Annotated in this window: 18 protein-coding genes and 1 tRNA gene; 4 read left to right on the top strand and 15 right to left on the bottom strand. The window is 50.4% G+C overall.

Going from position 1 to position 19,399, the window contains the following annotated elements:
* The first annotated feature begins 84 nt into the window (after positions 1 to 84).
* Positions 85 to 696, top strand: a complete 612-nt coding sequence (locus P8A25_RS09050; protein WP_404838664.1) for a DUF6088 family protein — start codon at positions 85 to 87, stop codon at positions 694 to 696.
* Entirely contained in the window at positions 693 to 1,694 is a 1,002-nt protein-coding gene (locus tag P8A25_RS09045; protein ID WP_215442217.1) for a nucleotidyl transferase AbiEii/AbiGii toxin family protein, read from the top strand. Before P8A25_RS09050 ends, P8A25_RS09045 begins: the two co-directional genes overlap by 4 nt.
* Positions 1,695 to 1,748: 54 nt before the next feature.
* Here the strand turns inward: P8A25_RS09045 and P8A25_RS09040 are convergent, their stop codons facing one another.
* The 14 genes from P8A25_RS09040 to P8A25_RS08975 form a co-directional block, all read right to left on the bottom strand.
* On the bottom strand, positions 1,749 to 2,567 hold the full coding sequence (locus P8A25_RS09040) for a PD-(D/E)XK nuclease family protein (RefSeq protein WP_215458354.1): 819 nt from the start codon (positions 2,565 to 2,567) through the stop codon (positions 1,749 to 1,751).
* Between the two features lie 53 nt (positions 2,568 to 2,620).
* A complete protein-coding gene (locus tag P8A25_RS09035) occupies positions 2,621 to 3,268 on the bottom strand; it encodes a hypothetical protein (protein WP_215442219.1) in 648 nt (215 codons plus the stop codon).
* 559 nt (positions 3,269 to 3,827) lie between these two features.
* The gene (locus P8A25_RS09030) at positions 3,828 to 4,112 is read right to left on the bottom strand and encodes a hypothetical protein (RefSeq protein ID WP_215442220.1); all 285 of its coding nucleotides are present in this window, start codon (positions 4,110 to 4,112) and stop codon (positions 3,828 to 3,830) included.
* 116 nt (positions 4,113 to 4,228) lie between these two features.
* Positions 4,229 to 5,047: an ankyrin repeat domain-containing protein gene (locus P8A25_RS09025; RefSeq protein WP_215442221.1), complete on the bottom strand. Its 819-nt coding sequence runs from the start codon at positions 5,045 to 5,047 to the stop codon at positions 4,229 to 4,231.
* Positions 5,048 to 5,127: 80 nt separating this feature from the next.
* Positions 5,128 to 5,520 (bottom strand): hypothetical protein, encoded by a 393-nt coding sequence (locus tag P8A25_RS09020; RefSeq protein ID WP_215442222.1) that lies wholly within the window; start codon positions 5,518 to 5,520, stop codon positions 5,128 to 5,130.
* Between the two features lie 30 nt (positions 5,521 to 5,550).
* The gene (locus P8A25_RS09015) at positions 5,551 to 5,790 is read right to left on the bottom strand and encodes a hypothetical protein (RefSeq protein ID WP_215442223.1); all 240 of its coding nucleotides are present in this window, start codon (positions 5,788 to 5,790) and stop codon (positions 5,551 to 5,553) included.
* A 185-nt stretch (positions 5,791 to 5,975) separates the two neighbouring features.
* On the bottom strand, positions 5,976 to 6,470 hold the full coding sequence (locus P8A25_RS09010) for a hypothetical protein (protein ID WP_404838663.1): 495 nt from the start codon (positions 6,468 to 6,470) through the stop codon (positions 5,976 to 5,978).
* A 35-nt stretch (positions 6,471 to 6,505) separates the two neighbouring features.
* Complete coding sequence (locus P8A25_RS09005; protein ID WP_215442225.1) at positions 6,506 to 6,778, bottom strand: helix-turn-helix transcriptional regulator; 273 nt, start codon at positions 6,776 to 6,778, stop codon at positions 6,506 to 6,508.
* A 133-nt stretch (positions 6,779 to 6,911) separates the two neighbouring features.
* Entirely contained in the window at positions 6,912 to 10,055 is a 3,144-nt protein-coding gene (locus P8A25_RS09000; RefSeq protein WP_215442226.1) for a type I restriction endonuclease subunit R, read from the bottom strand.
* Between the two features lie 28 nt (positions 10,056 to 10,083).
* On the bottom strand, positions 10,084 to 11,307 hold the full coding sequence (locus P8A25_RS08995; protein ID WP_215442227.1) for a restriction endonuclease subunit S: 1,224 nt from the start codon (positions 11,305 to 11,307) through the stop codon (positions 10,084 to 10,086).
* Positions 11,304 to 13,181, bottom strand: coding sequence for a class I SAM-dependent DNA methyltransferase (locus P8A25_RS08990; RefSeq protein WP_215442228.1), 1,878 nt, complete (start codon positions 13,179 to 13,181; stop codon positions 11,304 to 11,306). Before P8A25_RS08990 ends, P8A25_RS08995 begins: the two co-directional genes overlap by 4 nt.
* A 258-nt stretch (positions 13,182 to 13,439) precedes the next feature.
* The gene (locus P8A25_RS08985) at positions 13,440 to 14,231 is read right to left on the bottom strand and encodes a VWA domain-containing protein (RefSeq protein ID WP_215442229.1); all 792 of its coding nucleotides are present in this window, start codon (positions 14,229 to 14,231) and stop codon (positions 13,440 to 13,442) included.
* Between the two features lie 11 nt (positions 14,232 to 14,242).
* A complete protein-coding gene (locus P8A25_RS08980; protein ID WP_215442230.1) occupies positions 14,243 to 15,466 on the bottom strand; it encodes a protein kinase domain-containing protein in 1,224 nt (407 codons plus the stop codon).
* 248 nt (positions 15,467 to 15,714) lie between these two features.
* Positions 15,715 to 15,799: transfer RNA gene (locus tag P8A25_RS08975), tRNA-Leu, on the bottom strand.
* A 106-nt stretch (positions 15,800 to 15,905) separates the two neighbouring features.
* On the opposite strand from P8A25_RS08975, the gene P8A25_RS08970 reads away from it, so the two are divergent.
* Positions 15,906 to 16,358, top strand: coding sequence for a hypothetical protein (locus tag P8A25_RS08970; protein ID WP_102726952.1), 453 nt, complete (start codon positions 15,906 to 15,908; stop codon positions 16,356 to 16,358).
* A gap of 39 nt (positions 16,359 to 16,397) precedes the next feature.
* Here the strand turns inward: P8A25_RS08970 and P8A25_RS08965 are convergent, their stop codons facing one another.
* On the bottom strand, positions 16,398 to 16,778 hold the full coding sequence (locus tag P8A25_RS08965) for a hypothetical protein (RefSeq protein WP_022396598.1): 381 nt from the start codon (positions 16,776 to 16,778) through the stop codon (positions 16,398 to 16,400).
* Positions 16,779 to 16,864: 86 nt separating this feature from the next.
* Between P8A25_RS08965 and P8A25_RS08960 the strand changes: the two genes are divergently transcribed.
* Positions 16,865 to 19,018: a helicase-related protein gene (locus P8A25_RS08960; protein WP_102726953.1), complete on the top strand. Its 2,154-nt coding sequence runs from the start codon at positions 16,865 to 16,867 to the stop codon at positions 19,016 to 19,018.
* Positions 19,019 to 19,399: the final 381 nt, after the last annotated feature.

The following is a 19,399-nucleotide window of genomic DNA, read 5'->3' as shown; positions in this document are numbered from 1 at the left end:
TACATGATGTCAGAAATCGTGCAAGTATATATCTTGACCTTATGTCAGAGATCGTGCAAATTATTTACAGCTCCTCAGAAAGATATGAACTTGTCCGCAACCAGAATTGATATGCTGAAGCAAATCAAAAAGCGATTTGCCTTGGGAGATGTATTCTCGGCTGTAGACTTGAAGGGACTTGGTACCAGGGCTGCCTTGGATCAGTCTCTTTCCCGACTGGCAGAGAAAGGATGTATTGTCAGGATTGCAACCGGGTTGTATTACATGCCACGAATCAGCAGTTATTCTCAACGGCCATTGCCTCCGTCCCCGGATCAGATCATTCAGGCACTGGCTCGTAAAACAGGTTCCCGCATTATGCCGTCAGGGGCAAACCTTGCCAACAAACTTGGGTTGAGCGATCAGGTTCCCGCCTCTTATGAGTATTTGACGGATGGACGGTCAAAAGACTTCCGTATCGGGGCTTTGCAAATCAGGTTACGCCGCACGGCCAAAAACCTGATGGATTTGTCAGGCACCATTATGGGAGAAGTATATATGGCATTGCGTTTCTTGGGTAAGAATCAGACAAGTGTGGAAGAAGTGCGTTCCCGCTTGTCGCAAAACCTTTCATCGAACGATAAGAAGCAACTCAACCGGTGGGCTCCCCAAGCTCCTGAATGGATGCGTCCCATTATCTGCAATTTGCCATCATGATTCCTTATTTCCAGCTTGTTCCCGAACAGCAGTGTGATGTGCTTGCTGAATCCCAGGATCAATTAGGTTTGCCAGCTCTTTTTTTGGAAAAAGACTACTGGGTATGCCGGGTTCTAGATATGTTGTTTGAAAACAAAGCGTTAGAGCCTCATTTGTGTTTCCGGGGTGGCACATCCTTGTCAAAAGCCTTTCATTGTATCCAGCGCTTTTCTGAAGACATAGACATAGCCTTGTCTCCTGCTTTCTTTTCAGACATGCCCGGAGAGTTGCTCCCCGTTCCTGGTGAATCTTCATCGCAGCGTGATCGCAAGCAGCGCAAGATGAGAGAGTATTACAGGAATCTGATGAGTGACTTCATCCTGCCAGCCTTACAGCAATCCTTTGACTGTCGTGGTATTTCAGGGGTTCGTTTTGAACTGGAAGATCTCAGTAAGGCTCGCGACCCGTTCGTTCTTTACATTCATTATCCTTCCGTGCTGGAACATGATGCCGGTTCCTATGTGACTCCGGCGGTCAAACTGGAACTAAGCGGCAGAGCAGAGACAACACCTTCATCTCCGGCTCAGATCGACTCTTATATAGCTCAGGTTTTCCCCGAACTGGCAGAACCTGTTTCTCTGCGAGTCGTTTCTCCCAAACGAACCTTTTGGGAAAAGGCGTTCATTCTGCATGAGGAAAACGTGCGGGGAGGCCCAAGCAAACCACGGTTGGCCAGACACTATTATGATCTGGACGCCCTGATCAGAAATGACATGTACGACAACTCTTTGTTTGAACAAATCAAACAACAACGTGCAGTCAATTATGGATATTCATGGATCGATTACGAACATCTGGGGCCTTCCGATATGAATATCCTGCCTCCTGATGATCACAGTTATCAGTCCTGGGCTCGTGACTACATCCAAATGAAACCGATGTTGTTTGGCGAAGTCGAAGAGTTTGCCGTCATCGTGCAACGTATTCGGAACTTCGTGGAATCGGAATTCAGTAAATGATCTCAGCTAAAAAGAAGCCGCCCTCACGGCAGGCTTCTGAATAACCATATCCTCTCACTTTTTACACCACCCGGAGCACTCCTTCCTGTACTGGCACCAGGAGCACTGCATCCCGGGTTGGGGATGGAAACGTTCGGTGGTGATGCCTTCATAGGCGATCTTGTACAGGTCGGCGATGCGTTGTTTGCGCTGTTCGTTGGCTGGCGGAATCTTGACCCGGATCACCTGTGGAGTCTTCGTCTTGACCAAGTAGATCAGATCCAGCGACGGAGGCGTGTCTCCCGTGGCTTCTTCAATCATCATCTGATAGGTGACCAGCTGAAGTTCATGGTCAAAGGCTGCATGCCCGGTGTCCGGTTTGGCGGCAGCGGATTTGTAGTCCACTGCCGTCAGGTCGTGCTGAACGAGGTCGATGACACCTCGCACAGGAACAGGAAGTCCGGGTATAGTGGCCGACAAGCCGACTTCTACTCCTAGAGGCATCTGTGAAGCAATCTCGCCGGAGGCCATGTAGGCTTTGACGGTGTTCCAAGCGCAGGAACGTACCTTCTGGCGTGTTTCTTCGTCGGAGTAGTCCACGGGGCCTTCCGTCTTCTCCAGCTCCAGGAAGTGGGAGGAGAAGGCTTTTTCCATGATTGCCTCACTGCTGTCCTCTCCTCGCCACCGGGCGAGGTTGAAGGACTGGAGTGTGGCGTGGATGGCCTTGCCGACATGCAGGGCAATCGTTGTTGGTTTCCGTATCTGTACCACCCTCTCGAAGAAGAAACGAAGGGAACACGACAGGTACGACTTGACTGACGAGGGCGACAAATAGTCCGGACGTATGGCAGAGGAAGGAGAAGCCTCGGGAGGAAACTTCTTCACCAATGCCATAGCTGGGTTCAGGGAGTATGAACGTATTGGCCGGGTTGCATGAGCGATCATGGTCAGTACGGGTTGGAGTTGCCGGCATAGGTCGTAGCGGGACGACGGGTGTAGTTGTTCCTTCCTGATGCCGAACGTTTGGATGACGAGCCGGAGCGATTCATCAGTTCGTCGATCAGCCCGGAGGCTTCCATGCGGTTGAGCATGGTAATGGGTTTGTTGAATCTCCGGGAAGCCAGTTCGTTCAGGGCAGAGTCATCCAGCCCAGCCTTCCCGACCAGCTCCAGAATGAGCGACTGTTGCTTTTCCGAGCACTTCCATGCAGGAACAGTTTCAGCAGAGCTCTCAGGAACGCTTGCAGGAGGCGTTTGCCTCACGGATGATGTGGATGCCGTCTGTGATCTGAACGCCCCGGGAACAGACGTTTGAGCAGCTTGTGTGCCGTAATGTTCGTCAGGGACGAATCCGACCTGTTGGATCTGGGCATCTACGGCGGCCTGAAGGGAACCGTAGAGCCGTTCTGTTTCGAATGGCAACTCTGATGTGTTGCTGATTTCCGTTTCAATGGAGACCTCGAACTGGTGGGAGGAATACCCCGGCAGCCCGAGGCGTTTGCTGTAGTTGGCGATGAGTTTAATAGCCATGGTGGTGGTTCTTTCGTTGTTGATGGGTGGATACAGAAAAACCGCCATGCCCGGGATAGTGAGCATGGCGGCTTCGCGAATGATGACAGGCTGGTAAGTACCTGTGTCTGGTATATATGACCGTGAAAGAAAGGTTATTTCAAAAGAGAAGGTTTCATGTCCCGTTGCTCCGGAAAAGTAGACATGGTTCTGTTGTACCCGGAACCATGAATCGTAGCAGCTGTCTTGGCTAGTTGCTGCCAGTAGGAAGATCTCATGTCGTTAATTTTACGAGCCAGATAAAGAAAAGCAACACCTAGGATGTATGCCTAATACATCCTAGGTGTTGGTATAGCCTTAATATACTATATCTGCTGTGGGAGGCGCCGACAGGATGAGGATATACAAAAAGAACAGAAAAATAGCTGTCAGAAGTATACCCAGCACCCACGCCGTCACCCTGGCACTCCGGGGCCATGGTTGTTTGGTGTTCCAGCCTTCCAGGATTTCCCGATTTCTCTTGTCTGCCTCTTCAGCTGTAATTGATCTTTTCATAATAATCTCCTTTCTTTGAGTTGTTCAGAAAATCAACGCCCTGCTGTAGTTGATCCTACATCAGGGTGTTGTGGCATCAGAGAGTGTTGTTTCAACTTTCCTTTTTACGAGCATCCCATCTTAATTGGTCGCGAATATCGTGAAATTCAAATGGTGGATCAGTCAGATCAGGAATACCCACAGGCTCCTCCTCATTTGTACACGGCTCATACTCCTGATAAATAGGAAGACTATTTCGCAGGTCGATGATCTCCTGGCCTAATACGTGTTGCACTACATAAGTAAGCAGAAGAGAACCCATGAGCAAAATACCCAACGCCCACACAGTGATCTTGGCACTCCGGGGCCACGGTTGTTTGATTGGTTTCTCTTTCATGATAAGAATCTCTTTCTTTGAATTATTCAAAAGCAAGTATCCACTGGAGAGCGGGAGCGCCAAATGTGTGTTCCGTGTACGGCATGGTATTGAAATAACAACAAGGATTATAGGTGTCAGTACAACAGGAAAAGAAGTTCATTCGTTACAAACAGGGCAATGACTCTTGAAACGAGTGCCATACCCATCAAAGTCAGGGAGCGACTCCACGACCAATGCAATAACCCTTCCGTTTTTCCTTTTACGGCTAAGAAAAGGAAAACAAAACTAATCACATAGATACTTCCATGAAACAGCTCCGCAAGAATATCCAAGCCAAAGAATGGTATGGTATAACCAATAACAAAATAGATTTGTAAGCGGTTGTTTTTGGGGGCCAGAATCCATACGGAAAATATCAGACATACCCACCAAACTAAGCTGGAAAAAAATGAGATTGATCTTTGGGATACGGCGATTCCTTTGGCTCCTGCTTCTTTGAGTATAGCGACAATATGATCGTGGCCTTCTGATTTCGCCCAAATGAGCGCAGTATGCCCACTGGCATCTTTGGCATTGATACTTGCACCAGCCTGAATGAGTGACTGGACTACTTTATCGTGTCCATGATATGAAGCAGCTGTGATTGGTGTATCTCCGAGTTGATCGCATGCGTTGACATCAGCGCCAGCCTGAATCAACATCTGGACTATTTGATCATGTCCACATCTGGAAGCCTCTATGAGTGGCGTGGTTCCGAATTCATCTCGGATATTAATGTCAGCTCCTGCCTGACTTAATGACTGAACAGCTTTACTATCTCCCGCTTGAGCCGCTATATGAAGTGAAGTCTTCCCGTATTGATCTTTGATATCAATGTAATTTGCCAGTACTTGTCCATGAAAGCATGACAAAGCGATAAGTATGGCAATGGTCCTTGTAATGTATTTTTTCACATCGTTTCCCTTTTATCTGAGTAAATGTTGGACCGATCTAAAGCATTCTGGTTACCCCAGGATTGGAAAGAACAGTGCTTTTATTTGAGAGGACGAAAGACGGGAATGCCTGACTGTGCTTCCGTGACTTTGATGCCATATTTCAGAGCTAGTTGATATTTCCGGAGATGTAGTTGATTTCTAAGGACTTGAAGCACTCCTGCTTCCCTGCTCAGACCTTCTCCAGTTGCCACATTTCCCAGAGCAGAACCGAATTCACCCGTGAACGTATTGACAACGCCAGAAAGAGCATTTTCATCTTTTTGACGGGCATATTGGGCAATGCGCACATCCAGTTCCACGAGTTCTCGGTCAATCTGTGCTATTTCATCCATAGTCTTTTCCTTGTCGGATTTTCCACATGACGGAAGAAGTAAGGTGGAAATCAATATAAGAACGGCAATCTGACAGATTCGATATATTTTCGCATTCATACTTAGATTTACTTATGGGTTCCGGAATCATCAGAGTGGCATGCCATTTGACTTGAGAATATCGCACCCCTGGCAACGCTGGCATTTCTGCCCTCCGATATTGCCTTTGCCCTGGCACCCCGGGCAAACGATGACGCCCTGGTTCTGCTGATGACAAATGGCGTCCTCTACAGATTGCTGACGGGAGGAGGCCTGTGACTGACCGGCCATCATGCAGACGGCCGCCAACGTAATAAGTGCGGCAATGCCGCCTGTTATGCATTTCTTCATAAGTGGTGAATAGATGGTATCCACCGTTACTCTGTCCTCACTTCATTCTCAGGTCAAGACCAAATGTAACGATTTCATTACATTTGGTCTTGCGTCTTTCAGTGAAAATCGTGCCATCCGGGGGTGATATATAGAAGGATGAGAAAGTTTCTTATCCGAAAAACAATCCATTTATCACCACTATGTTACAACATTTCATATTCACTTGTCCTCAGTGCGGATCTCACGATCTGTGCCGGGTTGAACGAACGCTGGCCTACAGGAACGAACGACATATTGTCCGAAAAGGACATGAGTACCTTCCCGGAGATTCGGAACTCATGGATCTGGAATACCAGGGCTTGGCCGGGCTTCAGTGCGGCCGGTGCCGGTATCCCGATGACAGGAAAGGTTCCTTTCGATGGAAATCGTGGCAGGATCTCGAACAGTCGGGATGCCTTGCATCTGATCCAGACGAAGGGAAAGAAAAAGTTTCCTGCATGGTCTGCGCTCTTGATGGTCACATTTACCGCACCCACGTTCTGCTCCATCCTGGAGAAGCTTTGTCGGAAGCTCAAAGACAACGTCTTCTGAATCACATTATCCCCGGGCAAACCGGGATAGTGATCTGCGGTCGAGATGATGTCGAAGACATGCCGGATATGCCAGTTGGACATTCCGACATAGTCAAGTGATCCCATCTTTATCCATTGCCCGACATGGGTAATGGATTTTTTTAGCTGTCACTTTTGCTATGACGAGCCGACATCAAGGCTTCATCCACATTGTCGCCCAACAAGTCGGAGGGAGAACATCCCAAGGCCCGGGCCAAAAGCAGGACTTCGGAGTCGACGACTCGCCGTGTCCCCAGTTCTATTTTGATGAGGGTTTCCCGAATAAGCTGCCACCCCAACCGCTGACAAGCCCCGGCAAGATCATGCTGAGTCCATTTTTTAGCTCTGCGGTGTTTGCGGACGGCATCGCCGATGATATTGAGTTGCCCCTTCATGTAATGAAGGTGTTACAATATCAGGATAACTTTCAGCAGAGGGAACGATACTGTTACATTAGATAATCTTTTACATAACCAGCTTTCCCGTCTCATTTCAGATGATTAGGAACCTTGGATTTAAGTAAACGGGTTAAACAACCTCTTTATACCGTGAATAGAAGTACTCGAAAATATGTTGGCGGTAGGTGTCAATACTCGTATCCGTGTATACTTCGGGGAGGTTTTTCCACAATGTATCCCGAATGAGGTTGGATATCTCCGCCGTGGTATTGGACTTATCCGTCCAGTGGTCAAGAGCTGTTATCTTTTCCTTGACACTTACCAATAGATCTTTCGAAACCATCTTGATGATTTTGATGTCTTTGGGAGAGAGTGTGTCTGAAAAGAGCATATCGAAAAGCGCCAATTCCTCTTCGTTGTCAAAGCCCTCTCTTACGTATCGCTGTTGTTCCGTGTTGAGGTCTGAAGCTAGTTTCATCAGCTCTTCGAAGGTACGTTCAATGTTGGCTTTATCCTGATCCTGATTGTATTCGTCAATGATTGCCTGGTACCTCTCGTAATAATTCACACGACCGGGATTGTTCACCATCATCTGTTCAAGATAGTATTCCACCAATTCTTCCAGATCCTTCATCGCCAAGTTCCGCTTCTTTGCTTTTGCAAATTCCCGAGAGAGGCGTTCAAAGTCGATTTGGCTGATATCGATTGTCTTGTCCGGTTTCGTATCATCAGGCCTGGATTGATGTACGATGATGTATTCGTTAACAATCTTGTTGATTTCCACCATCAACCCTGTAGTATCCGCGTGTTTTCGCTTTTTCTGCAGCTCATCATAGATAGCCTTGATGGCATTCTTGTTGGCACGGGTTTCATCGTCTACGTCGTCTCTGTTGACATACTTCATCAGACGAAACAGTTCGTTGGCATACGTTTGAAAAGTCTTCTTGATTTCCAGTGTTCCGCACATAGCGTTAGCTGCCTGTTGAATGAGCTCCAATCGATCAAAACTGTCAGGGATGGATTTTACCAGATTTTCGAGAATGAATCCATGCTCCTTCAGGAAATCACGAATCTTCTCCACAAGCTCTGCAATTCTCGACAACAGCTTCTCCTTATCCACTGTTGGATCATCTCCGCCACCTCCCCGGGTACCGGTATAGTCGGCAAGTGCCTTTTTCAGGGCGCTGACGATGCCGATATAGTCGATCACGAGGCCATTGCTTTTCCCCTCGTTCACACGATTGGCACGTGCAATGGCCTGCATCAGTGAGTGAGCTTTCAACGGCTTGTCCAGGTACAGGCAGGAAAGGCTCTTGACGTCAAAGCCGGTCAGCCACATAGCGCAGACAAACACTATGCGAAAAGGACTTTCGGACTTCTTGAATTCCTTGTCCATTTCGCGTTTCTCCATCTTGGTACGGTGGGGGATGATATCTAGCCCCCACTTGTTGAAGGTCAGAATTTCGTTCTGTTCCTGGCTGATGACGACAGCCATCTCTGTTTCTTCCATCCAGCGAATCTTTCGTTCCATCTCGAGAGATTCCTGCTGACTGGCGTGCTTTTGCTGTTCCTTCAAGGAGACTATTTCCTGAGTCCAGTACTCCTGTACAAAGTTGAACATCCGCACACACGTTACCTTGTTGAGGCAAACGAACATGGCCTTGCCGCTTGTCCACAAGTCGGAATAATGGCGAACAAAGTCTTGCGCAATGACTCGCAGCCGCGGTTCTGCCGTCAGTACGTGGATTTCTTTGGCAAACTCACGTTCCAGCTTTTCCTGCTGGTTGGGATCAAGATCTGCGGCTTCGATCGCTTCAATCATGCGTTCGTTCAGTGCCGGGGTGCCTGCAAGGCCAATTTTATCCCCTCTGTTCTCATAGTAGAGTGGAACAGTAGCCCCATCTTCCACGGCCCGTTGGAAGTCATACACGGAAACGTAGCCGCCGAAGGTTCGTTCGGTGATATTGTCACTGGTGAGAAGGGGTGTGCCTGTAAAACCTATTCGCGACGCCGTCGGCAACAATTGGCACATGTTGTCCGCAAAGATACCATATTGGCTGCGGTGCGCCTCGTCTGACATGATGAGCAAATCATGCTTCGGGGTGATGGGATGGACGACAGGTTGGTTGAATTTTTGAATGAGCGTGAAAATAAAGCTCTGGTTCCCTTGGAGTTTATTGACGAGGTCGGTTCCACTGGTGGCAATAAAACGGGAGGCTTTTGTTTTGCCTAGCATGCCGCAATTTTCGAACGTGTCGCTAATCTGGGTGTTCAACTCTTCCCGGTCGGTCAGGATGACGATGGTCGGAGAACCGAAGCACTTTCGGCGTATCTTCTGCGCCAGAAAGAGCATGGAATAACTCTTGCCGCTGCCTTGAGTGTGCCAGAATACACCCAGTTTGCCATTGTTTAGCTGGCGGGTCTCGTAGGCTTTAACGGCCTCATTCACACCCAGGTACTGGTGGTTGCGAGCCAGGATCTTGACGGTACGCCCTTCGCTGTGGTCATAGAGGATGAAGTTCTCCACGAGGTCGAGGAAGTTGTCCTTTTTACAAATACCCCTCAACAGCGTTGCCAAGGCTACATTGCCTGCGTCCGTTTCATGGAGACGCTTCCATTCATGAAAAAACTCATACTTGCTGCCAAGCGTTCCCACCTTGGCCTCTCCACCGTTGCTCAGCATCACCATGGCATTGTAGTGGAACAGGTGGGGAATGGTATCCAGGTAATCCGTGTAGTTATCTGTATAGGCGTTTTGCACATCGACCGTATTCTTTTTCAGCTCAATAAAGAGCAAAGGTATACCATTGACGAACCCCACAACATCCGTTCTGCGCCTGTAGAGCTCACCCCAGACCTTGAGTTCCTTGATCGCCAGGAAATGGTTGTTCTCCGGGCGCTGAAAGTCAATGACGGCAACACGCTTTTCTTCACTCTTCCCGTCCGGTTTCCGAAGCGTGACGGGAATGCCGTCACGGATCAGATTGTATTTCTCCTCGTTGATCTGGAGAAGCGAGGAGGTGGAAAGATGCGTATCCAGCGTTCGGATGGCCTCGTCCACCAAGTCATCGGTGATCCATGGATTGAGTTTACGGATAGCGGCCTGCAGGTAACGGGTCAGGAGTATCTCCCGGTAATTCTTTCTACCGAACGTGCCATCCTCTCCGAGCTTCTCGGTGTTATAGGCCATCGCCACCTCCCAGCCCAGCTCCTCCTGAAGCAGTCGTCCTGTGCTTTCCTGCACCAGAATGTTTTCCGAATAGTCGTAGCTCATGGATGATGTCTTTCCGGTTTGATGGTAACTATACAGCAATTTCTCCGCTCATCAGTTTCGGGAGAAGTCGATTGCGAGCTTCAGAAAGCCTAACAATGGATTTTTTATGGATTTTTATTTTTTCGATCATTCGGTGAGTCAAAAGTTGAAAACTATTCAACAATCTATTATCAGGAATTGTTATTAGTAAAGATTTAAACGTTGATTTACTTATTTCCAAATATGTTGAACCACTTGCCTTTTGCCGTATCTCATCTACCCTGCTAATCAAATTAAATAAAAGATACATTTGTAAATTAGCATCATAGGGAATACATGAGATGAATCCTTGATTTGTACATACTTCATGTTCACAAATTGAAAAAAATCCTACACTTGCTCGACTCGTCATTAAAATAGTTTCCGGAGGAAGCATCTTTGCAGAACTGTTCTTTAAACCTTCTTGCGTAATTTTTTTCTCAGAATCTAAAAGAACCAAACTATCATTTTTAGTAATATCTGTAGGCGTTACCCATTTGACTTTTCCTCCGTTATAATATGAGTCAACTTTTGTTGAAGGAGTTCCTCCTCCAACAGTTTGACAAATAGAACCAATAATTACTCTTTTCCATCTCTCCGGTATTCCATCAACGATTTTTGTGTTCTCGTAACCAGGAAAGCGCAAGTCGACGAACCACTCTTTGTACAGGCGTTGCACTGCCTCTTCCAGCAGTTTAATCTGTTTCCTGTTATTCTCGATCAGATCGTCGTAGGCAGAGAGAATGTCGGCAATGCGTTTTTGGATTGGTAGTTCAGGAACATTAAGTTTGATTTTTTTTAAATTCTTAATTGGTAGCTGAGGTTGCGCGCTACCAGTGCAGTATTGTAGAAACAATTTTCGATACAGATCGCTTTTGAGAAGTTGGTATATATATTTTTGGTCTACATTTTCTTTACATCGCAGAATGACCATTCCTGAATTGATCCTGATGTTATTGAAATAAACATGCTTATCATAATACGCAGCATTTCCTACAGTTCCTCTTGTTGTATATATTATATCACCTCTTTTTAATTTTCCCTTTCTTAGCTGTTTATCCTTAATTTCAGATATGAATTGTGTTTCTTCAAAAGAAAATCCTTCTTTTGTGACATTTCCAGTATTTAGGAAAAGGCAATACCCATGATCTTGAAAGTCATAAGATTTAGGATAATTTTTCCCTCTATCTCCATCCTCAATATCCACTAATTCATCAACAGTAAATGACTTCATATGCTGATCTCCCCCCAATTCTTCGAAATGGCTTCCATGAGCCGATTCGACTCTGTTTGTAGTTTCAACAATTCCTGATGAATCTCCGCCATGCGTGCCTTGAAATCCACCCCATCATCTTCTATGGGGACAACGCCGACATAGGCACCGGGAGTCAGAGACCAGCCTTTTTCCTTGATATCCTTGATACTTGCTAGCTTACATAGGCCGAGCACATCTCTGTATTCGCCTTCGCCGAATTTACTGAAGAGCCAGTCCGCCTCCTTTGCTACCGTGAGCATGGCGTTCACTGCGGATTGCTTGCCGTCCCAGTCAGACTGTATTTTTTTCTTCTCCTTACGAGGGGCCGTTTCAACGGCGGTAACAGCGGCTGAGCGCATTTGTTGGAGCGTGTCTTCGAGGGCTTGTCGTGCCGGGGCGAAATCGGAGTTGCTTGTCAGGGCTTCCGTCAAGGCGGTGTTGTCCGTTTTCTCGGCGTATGTACGCAAGGTTACTCGGTATTCCTCCATGAGGGCCTGGTATTTATCAACTTCCCCCCGGTAGAGCCAGACAATGGCGTTCAAGTTTTTGAGCTGCCATTCCGTCCATTCATTCAGCGTACGGTCCACGACCGTGTAGTAGTTGCGGGCATCGATGAAAAGCACTTTGTCGAGCCGGTCGGCGGACTTGCCTTTATCGAAAAACCACAAGGAGCATGGGAGGCTTTTGGTATAGAAGAAATTGTTGCTGACACTGACCATGCAGTCTACATGGCCCGTGCGAACCAGTTGTTCGCGTATGTCCTTGTCCCGTCCTGAACTATCGGTCGAGGAAGAGGCCATAACGAACCCAGCCCGACCGTGGTCATTGAGATATGAGTAAAAATACGAGATCCATAGATAATTGCCGTTGCCGATTTCCTTGTTCTTGTTGACTGCTGGCAGGCCGAAGGGAAGGCGCCCCGCGCTTTCGGCTCCCTCCGCCTTGACCTTATCGACATTGAAGGGAGGGTTGGCCATGACATAATCGCACTTGCCGTTAAGGTTGTGAGCATCATGGTAGAAGGTGTTGGCTTCGTCCCCGGATTTGATGACGCCGGTCAGACCATGTACCGCCATATTCATAAGGCAGAGATTGGCGTTGTACTCCACTTTCTCCTGCCCGTAAAAGGTCATCGAGTTGTTGGCCGTCATACCGGAGGCGTGAACGAAATCTCCGGTCTGGATGAACATGCCCCCGCTGCCAGCAGCAGGATCGAGAAGCGTTCCCCGAGATGGCTCCAGAACGTTCACAATCATTTTGACCAGAGACTTGGGCGTAAAGAAGACGCCATCGTCCTGAGCAATATTTTTTGCAAACTTGTTCAGGAAATACTCGTAGATACGCCCGATAACGTCGCCGCCCACCCTGTCCAGCGCATCGTTGTTGAAAATGCGGATGAGTTCTCCGAGCAACTCATCGGGAAAGTCAGTATAGCTCCTAGGTAAAACACCTTGCAGCTGGGGACTCTGTGATTCCACAAGAGCCATGGCATTGTTGACAACTTCTCCCAGACTTTTCATGGCATGTCCGTCCATACTGACCAGATTGGCAGACGCGATATCGGAAGGAAGGTTGACAAGCCAGGCATACTGGGCTTCCCGGGGAAGAAAAATGGCGCTCTTGGCGTTGAAGTCGCTGGCCTCTACCGGGCGGACCCGTCCACCTCGAGAAGGAAGATTTCTGACGATTTCGTCTTCCACAAGCTTGTACCGACTGAATGCATATCGCAGGAAGAGCAGCCCCAGAACGGGCATGCAATATTGATTCGATGTCAATTTTGATCCTGCGCGGAGAAGATCTGCTGATTCCCAAAGATCATTCTCCAGTTTTTTGATGTTCACAGCTATTGCCATTATCGCTTTGTTGAGTACTGGTTTGGCGCATCGCTTCGCGGGTAATTTGGAAACCGGAGCACAGGCGTAGGATGCCTATGCCATAAAATCGGCAAAAACTCAAGCTGGAACACTCGTTATCTTCTAGGTCCCATTGCTTTCCTGAACATTTAAGAAGAAAGGATAGGTTTACTATAAGATGACGATTTCCTGCAATACTACCATACTGTAGTTAAAAGAAAGCCCCCCCATGAGAGAGGCTTTCTGATTTTGCCAGTTCTATACCCGCCACACGTCATCCGGGGGAGGAGCCAGTGATACTCCGTCTCCCGGCATGGACATACTGACCATGCGGAAGCTTCGGCTCAGCCATGCGAACAGTTCCGGGAACTTCTGATCGTTGATTTGCATGGGAGGACGCCCCGGGCTGATGTAGGAAAGCTCTGACAGGTCAGCACGGCCAATACCGAAGACGAACACACTCAGCTTGCGGCTGGCCGACAGTTCTTTCAGGCGTTCCTGCAATTCCCGGTGCCGGGTGCTGGTCGGTACTCCGTCTGTCATCACGATGAGCCAGGGCTGGTAGTATTCCACTCCATGTTCCTGATAGGTTCTTTTGCGATTATCAAGTTCGGTCAGAGCCAATTCGACGACTTCGCCAAGAAGCGTTTCATTCTCCTGTGACGTGGTGATTTTCAGCTCTGAGTCTGATTCACGGATCGGACCGAATTCTTTCACTGTCGTCGTTGTCCGGGCGAATGTGATCACTGCTACGTCAGCGGCCAGTTTTGCTAGAGGATCGACCAGAATGTCACTGATGAACCTTTGAAGACCGGTATTGAGTTCGTCCATCCGGGTGACGAGATTGTCTCCTGTGACAATATTCCAGTTGATTCCGTCGGAGTGCTCCTGACGGAGGACTTGTTGATGGTCGCCCCGGACGATGCCGTTCATACTGCCGCTGGTATCCAGCAGGAAGAGAACGGGAAGCCGGGCGTTAGTGTTGTTGCTGAACTCGCGCATGGAGGCGAGTTGTTCCTGTTTGTTTGGTTGTGTCGATGATAGGGACATAATGATTCGAGTTAATGGTTGGTGGTTGTATTCCGGGAGGCCTGATTCAACACACTGCGACGCCTGATGCAGAGCTTGCACAGAGGGCGGGCATGAGATTGCCGTAAACGCCGTGCGGTATCGTCAGGAGCCTCCCGGAAACGAATCCCGCAGTCCATACAGATGTTGGGTATCATCTGTTCCATCAGATTGCGGGGCGGGCAGGGTCGGTCATGCAGAAGATCCCGATAAACAGGATGATTTCTTCTGCCGTTCGGCTCCATATCCTTGAGGTATTGATGAAAACAACGCGTCAAATACCCCGGGGAGACGCGTGGCCGCAAATCACGATGCTGGACACAGGTGAGGTTGTGGCCGAGGACATCGCGGAGCTTGCGGGGAAGATACGACCAGACATAGCGTCCGGGGGTATCGGGCGGGTAGAATCCCGCTGACGGTTTGTACGAAGCAAACGGGTATGGCAGCACTCCCTTCCTGACGGCCTCCTGCATCTCTTCTCCATTACCCTGCCGGGCAAAAGGAGACAGGCCGAGAGCCAATGTCATGAAGAGCAGGACGGACAGGGCGTAGGCATCGTGGCTTCGGGTACGGAGAAAGTCTCCGAAGTTGCCGTGGAGTTCTGGAGCTCGGAAACGTTCCGTCCCGACGGAACAGGGATAGTCTTCGATCTGGACGCTGTCGGCATCTACCCAGCAGACGGAGCCATCAGAAGAAACCATCACATTACGGGGATGCAGATCACCCAGAACGACACCGTAACGGTGCAGAGTATGGACTGCTTCCGATAAGTTCAAACATAACCTGGTCAGGTCGCAACGATTCCATGAGGGGAACTGTTTCTTCTGCAGGTCCGCATGAAACGCGAAAGCCCCGAGCGGAACACCGTCCGCCCGGGGCATCAGCACGCCGACAAAGCGCCGCAGTTCGTCGTACAGGATCTCGCGCGGCCACGCCACGCACGGGGAGCGTATAGGCCTGGAACACATCAATCGAAGCTTCTGCTCGCGCCAACGCATCCGTTGGTTCGGATGGTAGAGCTTGGCTACGAGTGGCGATCCTAATGCCGAATGGGCAGCAAAGACCGATCCTTCACCGCCTTCCGCAATGGGGTTTCCCAGAACGATTCGTTCCCCTCGATCAGAGAACAGAACATCTCCGGTCGAGTACTTCCTGTCATTGCCGCAGAGTGTTTCATCCAGCCGCCTCACCTGATGGTGGAGTGTGTAGATAGACATAAATTAACACAATGTATTGGTATTGTATCAATTATATATAACTCACGATATTTCCGTTTTACAAAGCGGCCAAATGAGCCGTTCATTGTGTGATCCGTATGACAGAAATACCTTGTAAAATAAGTCCAAAAACGGGTTGAAAGTGTACACACTTTGTACACAGATTGGGGCCGTTTTATAGAATTCGCGCCTATTTCAGCACAAAGAAGAAACCCTCTTCAAGTTGTTTACTTAAAGAGGGTTATTGATGGTGCGCCCGACAGGAATCGAACCTGCACGTTTTTCAACACCAGATCCTAAGTCTGGCGCGTCTACCAATTTCGCCACAGGCGCGACGAATGCGTGGGCGCACTCTGCCATACCGCGCCCTGGCGTTCAAGATTAAACGGGGGAGCTTTGTCTTTGACATGCCCCAGGGCAGCCCGTATGGTGGCGGCCTATGAAAATGTTAATTACCCTGTTGAGTGTCTGTCTTCTGGCCGCGTCCCCCCATTCACGGGCGGATGTCAGGCTGCCCAAAAGCACTTTCACCACGGATCGGATGGAAGAGGCTCTGAAAACAGCGAAAGAGCAAAAGAAGCCCGTGGCCTATCTTTATACGAACACGGCCACGACCTGCCCGCTGGCCGCCGGCGTGACGGAGGGGTTTCTTGAAGCCGTGGGAAAACGGTGCGTGCTGGTTTATCTCCCGGTGAAGGGAGGCAAGTCCACGGTGGCCGCTCCCGTGAAGGAGGCCCTGGAAAAGGGCAAGTTTTATCCCAAGCTGGTGCTGACTGCCAGCGACGGCTCCGGGGCGCAGTGCTTTACGTATGAGGCCTACCAGGCGGATTCCAAAAAAGCGGCGCGCGAGATCAAGAGGCAGATTATTGCCCTGGCTAAAAAACAGTCCTGAACCGGAGGACGGAACATTCCGGGCGTTCCGCAGGGCAGTTCAGCCCATGATTTGCGCCGGAAAGGGGAATATTTTCACAAACAGGAAATCCAGCATTCCCACGCACAGGGCGATGCAGATGGCCTTTTTGGGCGACAGGCGGGGAGCCGTCTTCAGCCAGATGACGATTCCCGCGTGGACCGCCAGGGAGATGCCCACGGACCACCAGAAGAACGGAATGCCCGTCATGGCAAAGAGCGCCGCCAGCGGATAGGTGAACGCCAGGAAGATTTTCATGATGGCTTCCCATTCATGTCCGCGCACCATCATCAGTTGCTTGGATAGAAGGGAGACGTACAGGCAGGAGGGGACCACAACGCACAGAATGAGGGAGACGAACCCTTTTTTTGCATACCGTTCTTCCTGCGTGGGAATGTACATGCCGCATATACTGGGTCAGCAGGGGGGAATTGTCAAACATTGTCCTAGCCCGGCGGGGCGGGGGGATTATACTGGCTTCCTCGCGTATGTCGTCTTTTGAATTAAATTCCTCCTTCAAGCCCTCCGGGGACCAGGAGCAGGCCATCGGCAAGCTGCTCAAGTCTCTGGAAGCGGGCAACAAGCACCAGGGCCTGCTGGGGGTGACCGGGAGCGGCAAGACGTTCACGATGGCGAATCTGATCGCCCGGATGAACAGGCCCACGCTGGTGATTTCCCACAACAAGACGCTCGCCGCGCAGCTTCACTCGGAGCTGAAAAGCTTTTTCCCGAATAACGCGGTGGATTACTACGTTTCCTATTTCGACTATTACCAGCCGGAGGCGTACATCGCCAGTTCCGACACTTATATCGAAAAGGATTCCGCCATCAATGACGAGCTGGACCGCCTGAGCCTGAACGCCATGAATTCCCTGATGACGCGCCGGGACGTGATTGTGGTGGCGTCCGTCTCCTGCATTTACGGCCTGTCCACCCCGGAAGATTACCGTAACCTGACCCTGCGCATTCGTGAGGGAGACATCATGGACCGGGACGTGTTCCTCCGGCAGCTGGTGGAACGCCTGTTTGAGCGGCAGGATTTTGATTTTACCCGCGGCACGTTCCGCGTGCGCGGGGAGGTGGTGGAGGTGTTTCCCGCTTATTCGGAAGGGGAGGCGATCCGCGTGGAGTTTTTCGGAGATGAGGTGGAACGGGTTTCCCTGATTGATTCCACCTCCGGCCGCGTGCGGGAACGGCTTGGGAGTTACACCTTTTTCCCGGCCAAGCAGTACGTGGCCGCTCCGGAAAAACGGGCCGCGGCGCTTAAGGCCATCCGAGCGGAGCTGGAGGACCGCGTGGGATGGTTTGAGAAGCATGGGCGTCTTTTGGAAGCGCAGCGCCTGAAACTGCGTACGGATTACGATCTGGAGCTGATTGAAGAACTGGGCTTCTGCAAGGGGATTGAGAATTATTCCCGCCATCTTTCCGGCCGCCTGCCGGGCAGTTCCCCCTCCACGCTGCTGGATTTCTTCCCCAAGGATTCCCTGACCCTGATTGATGAAAGCCATGTGGCCGTGCCCCAGCTGGGCGGCATGTACGAGGGGGACCGCAGCCGCAAGAATATTCTGGTGGAGCACGGCTTCCGCCTGCCCAGCGCGCTGGACAACAGGCCGCTGAAATTCCATGAGTTCATGGAGAGGCAGAACCAGATCGTGTACGCCTCCGCTACGCCGGGGCCGTTTGAGCTGGTGAACTGCCGTGCGGACAACAAGACTTATATTCCCGTGCGCCGCGCCGCCAGGTCCGGGGAAAAGGCGCCGGAAGGCTTCAAGGGGATTCTGTTCACTTCCCCCAAGGATATCCGCGTCACTCCCAGCCCGTCCACGGAACCGGTGGAGAAGTTTGATCCCACGAAGCGTTCCACACCCCTGATTGTGGAGCAGATTATCCGTCCCACCGGCCTGCTGGAGCCGAAGATCACCATCCGTCCCCTGAAAGGGCAGATTGACGAGACGATTGCCCTGTGCAACGAGCGCGTTGCCAAGAATGAACGCGTGCTGGTCACGACGCTGACCAAGAAGACGGCGGAAGACCTGACGGAGTACCTGAAGGGGGTGGGGCTGAAGGTCTCCTACATTCATGCGGATGTGGACGCGATTGAGCGCGTGGAGATTCTGCGCGCCCTGCGTGCCCGGAGGATAGACGTTCTGGTGGGCATCAACCTGCTCAGGGAGGGGCTGGATTTGCCGGAAGTCTCCCTGGTGTGCATTCTGGATGCGGACAAGGAAGGTTTCCTGCGCAATGAAACGTCCCTGGTGCAGACGGCGGGCCGCGCCGCGCGCCATTTGAACGGGGAGTGCGTCCTGTTTGCGGATGTAATGACGGATTCCATCAAGCGGCTGATTGAGCTGACGGATTACCGCCGGAGCATTCAGGAGAAGTACAACCTGGAGCACGGCATTGTTCCCCAGACGGTGAGCCGGTCCGAACAGGGGCAGTTGAAACTGTATGCGGAAGAGGATGAAGAGTCCTTCCGCGTGGCGGAGGACGAGGCCGGGTACGGGCTGGAAGAGCGCATTGCCAGGCTGGAGGCGGAAATGAAGGAGGCGGCCTCCCATCTGGAATTTGAACGCGCCGCCCTGATCCGGGATGAAATCAGGCAAATGCGCGAAGGCGGTAAAAAAGAGCAGGGCATTCCTTGAAGAATGCCTCTTTTCCCCTCCGGAACGGGAAAGCCCGGATGTTCCAGACCGGGACGGAGGCAATGATGCCATTTTCCCGGGATCGTCGTGCCGATGATTGATTTTCAAGCGTTTTCCCCGGGAGAAATGTTCCGCGGCAATCGCTGCCAAAAGCGGAGAACCCTTTTACGGAGAAGGCATGGGAGGTTGCCGCATTTCAAAAAACGAATTTCTAATCCGGGGTCAAGGCCTGTTTTTTATAACAAGGGACTTATGCTGAATAGCCATGTCCTTATTGAGAAACGTTCCCTTGTGGTGCAACCTTCCGGAATTGCATGACCGGCCTTTGGAGCGGCGCAAGCCTTTGCAGCCGTTGAAAAGCAGGTGTCTCGCTACGATTCC

This window comes from Akkermansia sp. BCRC 18949, assembly GCF_045011645.1.
GTDB classification, from domain to species: Bacteria; Verrucomicrobiota; Verrucomicrobiia; order Verrucomicrobiales; family Akkermansiaceae; genus Akkermansia; species Akkermansia massiliensis.
Note: the sequence above shows the minus strand (reverse complement) of the source record. Positions and strands in the feature narration are given on the sequence as shown.